Annotated in this window: 11 protein-coding genes and 1 pseudogene; 11 read left to right on the plus strand and 1 reads right to left on the minus strand. The window is 37.5% G+C overall.

The genetic code is table 11. The annotated features are described in order from the left end of the window. The first annotated feature begins 34 nt into the window (after positions 1 to 34). The 3 genes and pseudogenes from BscR1v2_RS00740 (at position 35) to BscR1v2_RS00750 (ending at position 3,904) form a co-directional block, all read left to right on the plus strand. Positions 35 to 1,155, plus strand: a pseudogene (locus BscR1v2_RS00740) (microcin C ABC transporter permease YejB). Beyond that, positions 1,152 to 2,297: an ABC transporter permease gene (locus BscR1v2_RS00745; RefSeq protein WP_194284946.1), complete on the plus strand. Its 1,146-nt coding sequence runs from the start codon at positions 1,152 to 1,154 to the stop codon at positions 2,295 to 2,297. The pseudogene BscR1v2_RS00740 and the gene BscR1v2_RS00745 overlap by 4 nt, the downstream one beginning before the upstream one ends. Beyond that, positions 2,294 to 3,904 (plus strand): ABC transporter ATP-binding protein, encoded by a 1,611-nt coding sequence (locus BscR1v2_RS00750; protein ID WP_078689367.1) that lies wholly within the window; start codon positions 2,294 to 2,296, stop codon positions 3,902 to 3,904. The genes BscR1v2_RS00745 and BscR1v2_RS00750 overlap by 4 nt, the downstream gene beginning before the upstream one ends. On the opposite strand, the gene BscR1v2_RS00755 is transcribed toward BscR1v2_RS00750, so the two are convergent. Continuing rightward, positions 3,850 to 4,638, minus strand: coding sequence for a molybdopterin-synthase adenylyltransferase MoeB (locus BscR1v2_RS00755; RefSeq protein WP_078689368.1), 789 nt, complete (start codon positions 4,636 to 4,638; stop codon positions 3,850 to 3,852). The genes BscR1v2_RS00750 and BscR1v2_RS00755 overlap by 55 nt on opposite strands. An 87-nt stretch (positions 4,639 to 4,725) precedes the next feature. On the opposite strand from BscR1v2_RS00755, the gene gshB reads away from it, so the two are divergent. The 8 genes from gshB to BscR1v2_RS08410 all read left to right on the plus strand — a co-directional run bounded on the left by gshB (position 4,726) and on the right by BscR1v2_RS08410 (position 12,441). Next, positions 4,726 to 5,664 (plus strand): glutathione synthase, encoded by a 939-nt coding sequence (gene gshB, locus BscR1v2_RS00760; protein ID WP_078689369.1) that lies wholly within the window; start codon positions 4,726 to 4,728, stop codon positions 5,662 to 5,664. A 78-nt stretch (positions 5,665 to 5,742) separates the two neighbouring features. Next, positions 5,743 to 6,789, plus strand: a complete 1,047-nt coding sequence (locus BscR1v2_RS00765; RefSeq protein ID WP_078689370.1) for a PstS family phosphate ABC transporter substrate-binding protein — start codon at positions 5,743 to 5,745, stop codon at positions 6,787 to 6,789. A 62-nt stretch (positions 6,790 to 6,851) separates the two neighbouring features. After that, on the plus strand, positions 6,852 to 8,312 hold the full coding sequence (pstC, locus tag BscR1v2_RS00770; protein ID WP_078689371.1) for a phosphate ABC transporter permease subunit PstC: 1,461 nt from the start codon (positions 6,852 to 6,854) through the stop codon (positions 8,310 to 8,312). Further along, positions 8,309 to 9,601, plus strand: coding sequence for a phosphate ABC transporter permease PstA (gene pstA, locus BscR1v2_RS00775; RefSeq protein ID WP_078689372.1), 1,293 nt, complete (start codon positions 8,309 to 8,311; stop codon positions 9,599 to 9,601). The genes pstC and pstA overlap by 4 nt, the downstream gene beginning before the upstream one ends. Before the next feature lie 41 nt (positions 9,602 to 9,642). Beyond that, the gene (gene pstB / locus BscR1v2_RS00780) at positions 9,643 to 10,401 is read left to right on the plus strand and encodes a phosphate ABC transporter ATP-binding protein PstB (protein WP_236829004.1); all 759 of its coding nucleotides are present in this window, start codon (positions 9,643 to 9,645) and stop codon (positions 10,399 to 10,401) included. A 21-nt stretch (positions 10,402 to 10,422) separates the two neighbouring features. Further along, the gene (phoU, locus tag BscR1v2_RS00785; RefSeq protein WP_078689374.1) at positions 10,423 to 11,145 is read left to right on the plus strand and encodes a phosphate signaling complex protein PhoU; all 723 of its coding nucleotides are present in this window, start codon (positions 10,423 to 10,425) and stop codon (positions 11,143 to 11,145) included. Positions 11,146 to 11,448: 303 nt separating this feature from the next. Next, positions 11,449 to 12,288, plus strand: coding sequence for a cell wall hydrolase (locus tag BscR1v2_RS00790; RefSeq protein WP_078690282.1), 840 nt, complete (start codon positions 11,449 to 11,451; stop codon positions 12,286 to 12,288). A 27-nt stretch (positions 12,289 to 12,315) separates the two neighbouring features. Next, positions 12,316 to 12,441 carry a hypothetical protein gene (locus tag BscR1v2_RS08410; protein WP_257787979.1) on the plus strand — a complete coding sequence of 42 codons (126 nt, stop codon included), beginning with the start codon at positions 12,316 to 12,318 and terminating at the stop codon, positions 12,439 to 12,441. Positions 12,442 to 13,037 lie beyond the last annotated feature (596 nt).

Consider the following 13,037-nt stretch of genomic DNA (forward strand, 5'->3'; position numbering starts at 1 on the left):
TTTGGTGTGACTTGATCAAAAGGTAAAATAAGAAATGGTGGCCTATATTCTATGGCGTCTCTTACTAATTATACCGACACTGATTGGTATTTTGACGGTAACATTTGTCGTTGTACAATTTACACCCGGTGGACCTATTGAGAATATTATTGCTCAATTACAAGGAATGGGTGGTGATGCTGTAGGACGGGTGGCTGGTGGTAGCGATCTTAGTCTTTCTTCTGATAGTATTTTTGATGGCGCGCATGCTGATTTATCTGCTTATGGGGTTCTAAGTACCGTGGAGCACAAGGGTTGGATCCAGAATTTATTGCCAAACTTGAACGGCAATTTGGTTTTGATAAGCCACCTTTGGAGCGTTATTTGACGATGCTTGGCAATTATATACGTTTTGATTTTGGGGAGTCTTATATACAAGGGCGTTCAGTTATTGAGTTGATTAAGAGTGCTCTACCTGTTTCTCTTTCTTTTGGTTTTTGGAATTTGCTGATTTCTTATACTATTTCCATACCGTTAGGAATCCGTAAAGCTCTTAAAGAAGGCTCTGCTTTTGATGTATGGACGAGTGCTATTATTGTTATTGGCTATGCAATTCCTAATTTTCTCTTTGGAATTTTTTTAATGGTTTTTTTTGCTGGGGGATCTTTTTTTGATTGGTTTCCATTAGGTCATTTGACTTCGGATAATTTTGATAAATTATCCTTTGGAGGCAAGATATTAGATTATCTGTACCATTTGATTTTACCATTAACAGCGATGGTCATTTCTTCTTTTGCTACAACAACCTTGTTAACGAAAAATTGTTTTCTGGAAGAAATTCGTCAGCAATACGTCATTACAGCTCGCGCGAAGGGTTTAAGCGAACGCTCTATTCTTTATGGTCATATTTTTCGCAATGCGATATTGATTGTAATTGCCAGTTTTCCTGCAGCTTTTATGGGTTCATTTTTTAGCGGATCTTTATTGATTGAAATGCTGTATTCATTAAACGGTATGGGGCTTTTAAGTTATACATCTATTGTTAACCGTGATTACGCTGTTGTATTTGCCTGTCTTTATATTTTTTCTCTGATTGGTCTTGTTGTGAGTCTTATTTCTGATATCATTTATATGCTGGTTGATCCACGTATTGATTTTGATAGAAAAGATTTATGATGGAAAAGATAAAGTATGATCAATTCTGTGACTCGAAGTTACAAAAACGATCTTTTTTTTCTCCATTGAGTGCGCGTCGTTGGCGTAATTTCAAACAAAATCGTCGTGGTTGGTGGTCATTGTGGCTCTTTTTATTTTTATGTTTTTGTTCTTTTTCAGCAGAATTTATTGCCAATGATCGCCCTATTATTGCTTCTTATAAGGGGGAGTTGCTATTCCCTGTTTTTTTTGATTATTCCGATGAAAAATTTGGTGGAAACTTAGCCGTAGCGGACTTTCGAGATTCTTTCATTCAAAATGAGATTGCAAAACATGGTTGGGCGGTGTGGCCACTAGTTCGTTATTCATATAATACAGTAGTAGGTAATAAAACTGTAGCATTATCACCTCCTTTTTGGCTTCAAAGTAAAGAAGAGCGTTGTATCAATTATGCACAAGGAAGCGCTGATCCGGAATGCACGATAAGTCGATGGAATTGGCTTGGGACAGATGATCTAACACGTGATGTTTTTGCGCGGGTTTTATATGGCTTTCGATTATCGATAATTTTTAGTATTCTTTTGACAGCTATTTCAGCTATTATTGGTGTTATAGCAGGGGCAGTTCAGGGGTATTTTGGTGGTTGGGTTGATTTAATTTGTCAACGTTTGATTGAAATATGGTCTTCTGTACCGTCGCTTTATTTAATTATTATTATGGCTGCTGTTTTGGCGCAGGGTTTTTGGGTGTTGTTAGGGGTTATGCTTCTTTTTCAGTGGGTCGCATTGGTTGGTGTGGTGCGTGCAGAATTTTTACGTGCGCGCAATTTTGCCTATATTACTGCTGCACGCGCTTTAGGGGTGCCTGATCGCATTATTATAATACGTCATTTACTGCCAAATGCTATGGTTGCTTCCTTAACTTATATGCCATTTTTATTAACATCAGGTATTTCTTTACTGACGTCACTTGATTATTTAGGGTTTGGTCTTCCGCCTGGTTATCCTTCTTTGGGTGAGGTAATGCGGCAGGCTACTTCTAACTTAAACGCTCCTTGGATTGGCATTACAGGTTTTGTTGTTATTGCTACTTTATTGGCTTTGTTGGCTTTTATTGGTGAGGCAGTGCGGGATGCTTTTGATCCACGAAAGACATTGCAATGACAAAGATGCTTTCGGTACGTAATTTGTCGGTTGCATTTTGCCAAGCTAAAGAAAAAAAATGCGTTGTTGACCAAATTTCTTTCGATATTGGAAAGAGAGAGATAGTTGCTCTGGTAGGGGAGTCTGGTTCTGGAAAATCGGTAACAGCACTATCTATTTTGCAACTTTTACCTTGTGTAAAAACACTTTATCAATCAGGTGAAATTCTTTTTAATAATCAAGATTTAATGAAACAGAAAGAAGAGGATTTGCGTAAAGTTCGTGGCAAAGATATTGCTATGATTTTTCAAGAACCAATGATTTCTCTTAATCCTTTGCATACTGTGGAACAGCAAATAGGTGAAGTTCTTAAAATACATTCAAACATATCTGGTAAATTATTACGCACACGTATTATTGATTTGCTCAATCAAATGGGAATTGATGAGCCGGAAAAACGTTTGGGTTCTTTCCCACATCAATTATCGGGTGGTCAACGGCAACGCGTGATGATTGCAATGGCACTTGCAAATAAGCCACAGTTATTAATTGCCGACGAACCAACAACTGCACTTGATGTGACAGTTCAAGCACAAATTCTTGAACTCCTAGTGCAGCTTAAAAAAAGCTGCAATATGTCAATGCTTTTAATTACCCACGATTTGGCTATTGTGCGTCGTATTGCAGAGCGCGTTTATGTTATGAAAGAGGGGAAAATTATTGAAAATGGTACCACGAGTGAAATTTTTAACAATCCCCAGCATTCCTATACAAAGAAATTATTAGCGGCAGAGTTTCAAGGTTATCCCCTACAGGCTAATGATAATGCGCCCGTTTTGATGCAAGGTAAGAAAATACGTGTTTGGTTTCCAATTAAAAAAGGTTTATTGCGGCGAACAGTTGATTATGTAAAAGCTGTTCAAGATGTTGATATTACAGTTCGTACTGGACAGACACTTGGTGTTGTTGGTGAATCAGGTTCAGGGAAAACAACATTAGGACTTGCACTGACACGAATGATTTCTTCCAAAGGTCAGATTTATTTTGATGGTGTTGATATTGGCAATTTTACTTTCAATCAGATGCGTTCTTTACGCCGCCATATTCAAATTGTTTTTCAAGATCCTTTTGGTTCGCTTTCACCACGTATGTCTGTAAGTGAGATTATCACTGAAGGGTTGTCGATTCACGAACCATATCTTTCTGATTGTGAACGCGATAATCGTGTGATTGAAGCTTTGCGTGAGGTTGATCTTGATCCTGCTGTGCGCTATCGTTATCCTCATGAATTTTCCGGTGGACAAAGGCAGCGAATTGCTTTTGCACGTGCAATTATTCTTAAGCCTCGCTTTATTATGCTTGATGAACCAACATCTGCTCTTGATATGAGTATGCAAGCACAGATTGTTGACCTTTTGCATCGTTTACAACAAAAATATCATTTGGGTTATTTGTTTATTAGCCATGATTTAAAAGTCGTTAAAGCGCTTGCTCATGAAGTACTCGTAATGCATAAAGGAAAAGTAGTTGAGTATGATTGTGCTGATCGTATTTTTTCTTGTCCCCAAAATTCTTATACGCAAGCTTTAATGGCTGCAGCATTTGCATTAGAATCTGGCCGTTTATAGACAATCACATCAAATTGCGCTGACAATCCATTATAAAGAAGGATTTTTCCTACTAAAGGTTCACCAATGTTTGTGATCAGTTTAATAGCTTCCATTGCTTGTAATGTCCCGATAACTCCGGGTAGAGGACTAATGATTCCGACTTCAGAACATGTGGGTATGACGCCAGTTGCAGGTGGGTTAGGAAACAAATCGCGATAATGGGGATTATTGTCTTTATAAGGCATCAACACTGTCAGTGAGCCATTGAATCGGTTTATAGCACCGCTTATTAAAGGTTTAGCACATTGAGCAGCATGGTCAGCAAGTAGATAACGTGTTGCAAAATTATCGCTTCCATCGATAACAATATGATAAGCGTTGAGCAGTTTATCTACATTACTTTCATCTAAACGTAGACTATGTTTTTCAACTATAACGTGAGGATTTATCGCTTTTATAGTAGTTTCAGCGCTAATGGTTTTGTATTGATTGATTGTATTTGTGTTATGAATAACTTGGCGTTGTAAATTGGAAAGTGAAACAATATCATCATCAACAATTCCAAGCGTTCCAACACCTGCTGCAGCAAGATAAGTAAGAACAGGGGAGCCAAGACCACCTGCACCTATGACAAGAACACGAGCAGTTTTAAGCTTTTGCTGTCCCACGCCACCGATTTCGGGTAAAACAATATGACGTGCGTAACGTTCAATTTCTTCTTTGCTTAATTTTGTATCACCTTTTTGTATCATAGATTTTCTCTTGTCATAGTTTTTTTATGATTTAATAAATTTATGGCGCATTAACCAGTCTGTTTTTAGTGATAGGAGGTTTTATTTATGAAAATTGCTATTCAGATGGATCATATTTCAACGCTCCAGATCCAAGGAGATACTACATTTGCGCTTGCTTTAGCAGCGCAAGAACGTGGACACACTCTTTTTCATTATACACCAGATTGCTTATCTATGCGTGGTGATTGCGTGATTGCACGGTTGGAGCCATTAATTGTACGTGATGAAGAGGGGTGTCATTATAAATTGGGGGAGCCTGTATACACGCCGTTGATGGATATGGATGTAGTTCTTTTACGTCAAGATCCACCTTTTGATATGTATTATATCACCACAACTTATTTATTAGAGCGCATTCACCCTAAGACGCTTGTCGTAAATGATCCAACATGGGTACGTAATAGTCCAGAAAAGATTTTTGTTACTGAATTTTCTGATTTAATGCCAGAAACATTAATTACAAAAGATATTGAAGAAATAAAATCGTTTAGAAATAAGGTTGGTGATATTATTATTAAACCACTCTATGGTAGTGGAGGGGCGGGTGTTTTTCATTTAAAACAAGATGATCGCAATCTAACATCGCTTGTAGAAATGTTTGAACACAGTTATCGTGAACCTTTTATTGTTCAGCGTTATTTAGATGTCGTTCGAAAAGGGGATAAACGGGTTATTTTACTTGATGGTACACCTGTGGGGGCGATTAATCGGATTCCGGCGGAAATGGATGCTCGTTCCAATATGCATGTTGGAGGTCGAGCAGAAACTATTGGCTTGACTAAACGTGATTATGAAATTTGTGCACGCATTGGTCCTACTTTGCAGAAACGAGGTTTTCTTCTTGTAGGAATTGATATAATTGGAGACTATATAACAGAAATCAATGTTACATCTCCCACTGGGATTCGTGAAATTAAACGCTTTGGAGGTGCGGATATCGCCTCTCTTTTTTGGGACATTATTGAACGTAAGCGTTCGAGTTAATTTATTTAAGAAGATTACTAAATTTATTTTGTGATTCTACAAATGTAAACTAGAATTTGGGTCTTAGGGAGTGTATGAATGAGTAAGTTGTTATCAGTTGGAGTGGGGCTGATGTGCGTTACTGCATTGCTGGTTGATATCGGTAATGCTCGCGATCAGATTAAGATTGCGGGTTCATCAACAGTTTTACCTTATGAAAAAATCGTTTCTGAGGTATTTGGAGAAATTTACCCTAATTTTAAAATTCCCGTTATCGAGTCTGGTGGTTCAGGTGCTGGTATTAAAGAGTTTTGCCGTGGTATTGGAGATAAGACGATTGATATCGTTAATAGTTCACGGCCAATGAAATCAGGTGAATTACAGTCCTGTTTTAATGCTGGTGTAAAAGATATTGAAGAAATGCGCATTGGGTATGATGGCATTGTTTTTGCAACAAATAGCAGTGGACCTGACTGGGAATTACGCTCTGTAGATGTATATAGGGCATTGGCTGCTCAAGTTGTGGTTGATGGGAAACTGCAGTTAAATAAAGTTACGAAGTGGAATACAGTCAATAATGCTCTTCCTGATTGGGAAATTACAGTTTATATACCTGGTGAAAAACATGGAACACGTGAAGTTTTTGAAGAAAAATTATTAGCCGCAGGCTGTAAGGCTAGTGGGGCAGTTGAGGCAATGGAAGCTTTGGGAATGAATGAGAAGGAGATTAATGCTGCTTGTATTGCTGTACGTAAGGATGGGAAGGCCATTGATATCGATGGTGATTATTCTGAAACATTTGCTCATCTTATGTCTAATAAAACAGGTATTGGTGTTTTAAGCTTGTCTTTTTACGAGAATAATGCTGACAAACTTAAAGTTGCATACATTAATGGTGTTGTTCCAAGTAGTGAAACAATTTCTAATGGTAAATATTCCCTTTCGCGTCCACTTTTCTTCTATGTTAAAAAAGCGCATTTTAGTATTGTTCCAGGTTTGTGGGAATATGTTGACTTTTTTCTTTCCGATCAAATGATTGGTCCAGATGGTCCATTGGCGGATTATGGTTTAGTTGCTGCTTCTAAAGAAGAGCGGCAAATGCAGCGTACTTCTTTTTATGCTGGTACAGTGATGACTTTAAAATAATTTTCTAAAATGACGATGTAGGATTTCTCTGTGCTGCTTTTTTGTAAAAATTGAAAGACAATATGCCCATTTCTTTTGTTATTTTTCTGCTATTGATTTTTGGTTTTGTCGGCTTTTGCATTTCTTATATGCGAGCTCGTTTCCTTGAATTTATGAGATTCAAGATGCACTCTCGTGCGTATTATTACGGTTGGTGGACATTGTTAATAACTGTTATCCCAGCTTTTGTGTTTTTAGTTTTTTGGAACGCTGGAAGTGCAGTTTATTTAGAATATAATGCTTCGCAGGCAGTTAAGATGTCTATAATAGGTGCGATAGAAATAGAAAATCATGACCTTATTTTAGAAATAATTCGTGATTTGGCTAAAATTATTCATCATTTTGAAGGGGATTTGATGACAATTCCTTACGCAGATGTACAAGAGCAATTGTCGAAAAAAGGGTTTATTTTGCCTATGGAGGTACCAGATTATGCGTTGAAGATAGCACGATCATGGTATTTTTCTTCTAAAAAACTGCAATTTATTGGTTATGGTTTATGTTTTATAATTGCACTTTGTGGTTTTATTTTTGGGATTATACATGTTTCTCCGCAACAGCGTGCACGCAATAAGGTTGAGCGTTTCATTATTATTGGTTTAATTTGTGCGTCTGCGATTACAGTTATAACAACGATTGGCATTGTCATTTCCATATTATTCCAGACGGTGAGTTTTTTTCAATCTGTACCGTTTTTAAACTTTTTTTGGGGAACAGTTTGGGACCCTCGTTTTTCAACCAATGGTTCAGGCGGTGAGATAGGGCAATTTGGTTTCATACCACTGTTGGCTGGCACGCTTTATATTGCGTTTGTGGCAATGCTTTTTGCTGTTCCTATTGGGTTGTTTGCTGCTCTTTATATGGCCGAATACGCTTCAAGCCGATTGCGGTCAATTGTAAAACCGTTATTGGAGGTTCTTGCTGGTATTCCCACTATTGTTTATGGTTTCTTTGCTTTAATGGTTGTTGGGCCTTTTTTGCGCGACCTTTCTATTTCTCTTTCTGGTGGGGCCGGTTTTATTATGGCCCATAGTGTTTTGACCGCTGGTTTGGTTATGGGAATTATGTTGATTCCTTTTGTTTCATCTTTGTCAGATGATATTATTACTGCTGTTCCCCGTTCATTGCGTGAAGGTTCTTACGGTTTGGGAGCAACACAATCTGAAACCATTAAAAAAGTCATTATACCAGCGGCACTTCCTGGTATTGTGGGAGCACTTGTATTAACAGCGTCCAGGGCAATTGGGGAGACAATGATTGTTGTGTTGGCAGCAGGTGTTGCAGCCAATTTGACTCTTAATCCATTTGAGGCAATGACTACGATGACAGTTAAAATTGTTAATCAATTAACAGGTGATTTTGAGTTTAATTCGCCGCAAACTCTTGTAGCTTTTGCTTTGGGAATGACACTTTTTATTTTGACTCTTTTGATGAATATTTTTGCTCTTTATATAGTGCGTAAATATCGGGAGCAATATGAATGAGTGGAGATTTTGTCTCGTATCGTCGTAATATTGGTCTGAGGCGTCGTTATTGGGCTGAACGCCGTTTTCGTGCTTATGGCCTTGTTGCTATTTTCATTGGTTTGTTTTTTTTAATTATTCTTTTATGGTCTATTGTCAGTCAAGGCTATACAGCCTTTTTTCATAGTGAAATGACGTTATCAATTTATTTAGATGAAAAGGTGATTGATCCGGGTGGTCAACGTGCAACTAATCCAAAGGTATTAATAACTGCAAATTATCCACTTCTTGTACGTAATGCTTTGGCTACAAAACTTGGAGTGGATTACAATGATCGGGCAGCTATGCGCGATATTAACCGTATGTTTTCGGGTAATGTTCGCGTGCAGTTACGTGATATGGTAGTAAAAAATCCAAACTTGATTGGTACAACGCAAAAAATTAAAATTTTAGCGGCGGCAGATGTTGATTTAGTTTATAAAAGACAGATTAATTTGCAAGTGGCAGAGGAAAAGCGCAAGGTTTCTAATCGACAGGTAGAATGGATTAGACGCTTAATTGATGACAATACGCTTTATAAAACATTTAATCGCGGTTTTTTTACATTTGGTTCTTCAAGTCGTCCTGAAACTTCAGGATTAGGTGTTGCAATAATTGGTTCTTTTTATATGATGTTTATTGTCTTAGCAGTTGCGTTGCCCATAGGGGTAGCAACGGCTCTTTATCTTGAAGAATATGCACGTAAAAATACGTTTACAGATTTTATAGAGATTAATATCAATAACCTTGCTGCTATTCCTTCAATTATTTTTGGTCTTTTAGGGCTTTCTGTTTTTATTAATTTTTTAGGCATGCCACGTTCTGCGTCTTTTGTTGGTGGGCTCGTTTTAACTCTTATGACGTTACCAACAATTATTATAGCTACACGTTCTGCTTTGCGAGCTGTTCCACTGTCTATTCGTACAGCAGCTTTAGGATTAGGTGCATCAAAGACGCAAGTGGTTTTTCATCATGTTGTTCCTTTAGCGGTGCCCGGTATTCTGACTGGCACGATTATTGGTTTGGCACAAGCGCTGGGTGAAACTGCTCCTTTACTTTTGATTGGAATGGTCGCTTTTGTTGCGAATATTCCTACTACACCAATGGATCCAGCAACGGCTTTGCCTGTGCAAATTTTTATGTGGGCGGGTGAAGCAGAGCGTGCTTTTGTTGAAAAAACATCAGGCGCCATTATTGTATTGATGGTTTTTCTTGCTGTCATGAATATTTCAGCTGTTCTTTTGCGTCGACGATTTGAACGACGTTTATAACTTCAGTAAAGTGTGTACGTCGAGATAAGGTTAGGTCTACAATGAAGGTCAAAATGCGGGGTCAAGATGTTAAGGTTTTTTATGGAGATAAAGAAGCACTCCATGGCATTACTCTTGATATCCCTGAGCATAAAGTTACTGCTTTAATCGGCCCTTCAGGCTGCGGAAAGTCAACTTTTTTACGTTGTTTTAATCGTATGAATGATACGATTGAAGGTGCTAAAGTAACAGGTTTGATTACTTTAGATGAGGAAGATATTTATGATTCGCACATTGATGTTGTAGAATTACGAGCACGTGTGGGGATGGTTTTTCAAAAGCCTAATCCTTTTCCAAAATCTATTTTTGACAATGTTGCTTATGGACCACGTATTCATGGTTTAGTAAAATCACGTACTGAATTGCATGATGTGGTTGAAAAAAGTTTGATGCAAGCAGGATTGTTTGACGAAGTTAAAGATCGTCTCCATGGACCAGGAACAAGTTTGTCAGGAGGGCAGCAACAACGTTTGTGTATTGCGCGTGCTATTGCTGTGAATCCTGAAGTTATCTTAATGGATGAACCGTGTTCAGCTCTTGATCCGATTGCAACGGCACGTATTGAAGAGCTTATCGATTCGTTACGACAAGATTACACAATCGTCATTGTAACACATTCAATGCAGCAAGCTGCACGTGTTTCTCAATACACGGCTATGTTTCATTTGGGGCATTTGGTGGAAGTTGATGAAACTGAAGTAATATTTACGTCACCAAAGGAACAACGTACGCAAGACTATATTACAGGGCGTTTTGGGTAAGTTAATTTAGGAGTATAAAATATGCCTACAAGCCATACTGTCCGTTCTTATGATGCAGAGTTAAAATATTTGGCAGAAAAGATTGTGGAAATGGGTGGTTGCGCAGAAAGAATGATCGAGCGCTCGATAGCATCAATTATTCATGATGATTTTCAGCTTGCTACTGCGGTTATTGCTGATGATTTATTTTTGGATGAGGCAGAACGCGACATTGATGAAAAAGCGATTACTATTATTTGTAAACGCCAACCAATGGCTGTTGATTTGCGTGAAATTGTTGGTGCTATTCGCATTTCTTCTGATCTTGAGCGCATTGGGGATATGGCAAAAAACATTGCCAAACGGGCAGCTGCTATTTCAGAAATACGCCAACCTGAGGCTTTTTACTGCAAACTTGAAACAATTACAATTTTGGCGCTCAATCAGTTAAAGGAAGTGCTGGACGCTTATACTAAGCGCTTGTTAGGTCGTATTGATGTGGTACGCGAGCGTGACAATGAAATTGATGCTTTGTATACTTCTCTTTTTCGTGAGCTTTTAAATTATATGACAGAAGATATACATAATGTTGCGGTTTGTACGCATTTGCTTTTTTGTGTAAAGAGTATTGAACGGATTGGTGATCATGTTACCAATATTGCTGAAACGCTGTATTATATTATAACCGGTCATCATATGTCTTTTGATCGTCCTCGTGATGATCTTACGTATACAGTTGGAGTAGGCGATAAAAAAGCAGATTGAAGTTTTAAATCATGTTTGAGAATATGATATTTAATGAATAATCTAGCCTTAGATATGCAGATCAGTAAGTACATTGAATGATAAAAAATGGAAAGATTGATTGATTTGCATAGTTAAAGAAATAAGATGTGCTTTAAATTAAGATTTTCTTATTATTTTTTCGTGTAAATCTCTTTTAGTGCTTATTATATGTTAAGGGTTTACTGATAGGTAAATAATTAACAATATAGTGTTATTTAATTGCATATTTAAAACTTATTTAAAATTTGAATGTTTTGAAAACATATGAATCTACTGTATAAAATAAAAAAAAATCGATGGATTGTACGTATCGCTGTTTCTATAATACCACTAGTTACTGTGGGTTGCGCATCAAATCATTTAAACGTTAAAAAGGCACCCAATAATCAGGTCGCTAAAGTGACGACACCTTCATTGACAGAGCGCCAATGTCTTATGCGTGCGATGTATTTTGAATCAAATCGTTCAAGCCGTGAGGGAATGATTGCAGTCGGAACGGTCGTTATGAACCGTGTTAATTCAAGTGCCTATCCGAAAACGATTTGCGAGGTTGTTGGTCAGCCCAAACAATTTGCTCCTGGTGTTTTAACACGTCCTATGACTGAGAAAGCATCTGTTGCTCGCGTTAAAGAGGCTGTAGATGCTGTTTTACGTGGTGAACGGGATAAGAAGAGTAAAAACGCCATGTTTTTTCATACAGCTGGGTTGTCTTTTCCCTATAAGAATATGCACTATGTTCGTGTTGCCGGAGGCAACGCTTTTTATGAAAAGCGGGCGCGTGATGGATCACTTCAAGTTCCTGTTAATGATCGTCCTTATAATGTTGCTTTTGCTTTTGCCCAAGATCAGGGCGATGTACCAAATTTCATAGATGTGGACTTAAAGAACAAGGGAACAAAAGTAGAAGAAATACAAATAGCATCTGCTTCAATAGAAGTTGCGCAAGTTAATTCTGTACCTTTTGTTGTTACAAAACCTGACATGGTTCCTATTCCTACGCCTGCACCTAATCGTATTGCTAAGACACAGGAAACTACGCCAGTTATAGCATATACTGCGCCATCATTGGATAAGTTAAATACAGTTGTTGCAATGTTAGAAAAACAATACAGAGCCCGGTAATTTTTTCATAATTTAAAGGAGCTGTAAATGATGTGTTGTGGCATTCATGCGGTAATTTTGCGTGAAATGCTTTATCATTTTACAGAAGTTACGGTAGGAGTGTGGCTTAAGCTACGAAAAAAGCAAGGCCTTGTTTTGATTATGATTTTGTAAAGAGCATTTTGCTGCTTTGCATTTTACAGAGTAAAAAATACTGATTTACCGCTTGTTTAACAGATGTTAAGAGAGCGCAGAGGCTTCTATCACGCAAAATGGCGTTATTTATAATCTTCATATTTTGGCTGAAGAAGTGCTAAAACTTTCCTCATATTTATAAGACTAGAAATTATATACATTCAATGAGACTACTTTTCTGTCAGAAGAGTATTGATTAGTAATGTTAAGTAGATTTTGAAATGAGATGTATCGTTGCTGCACATGCTTTAATAAATCAAAAAATTATTCCAAATAATAAGAAGGTTAGTTGATTGGAGAAGATTTCTCTTGTTTTGCATTCTTTGCTTATTTTAAAGAGAGGTTTGGTTTTTATAATACCTTGTTGATGAAAACACTGCACGTTACGTTGCTTTAGAGAATGTTCTTTCAAATGCTTTTTAGTAGCGCATTATTTATAGTGAAAAAGATTGCAATGTATTGTAGCTGTAAAAATATGCTTTATGTTGATTGGGTAATTGGGAAGGGGTAATCAACATAGGTAGTCTTACTCAAATTGGCATAGCAGTTCCTAGTGTTTTGTTAGGAACAATTGA

The sequence above is a fragment of the Bartonella schoenbuchensis R1 genome (assembly GCF_002022685.1).
Taxonomy (GTDB): domain Bacteria; phylum Pseudomonadota; class Alphaproteobacteria; order Rhizobiales; family Rhizobiaceae; genus Bartonella; species Bartonella schoenbuchensis.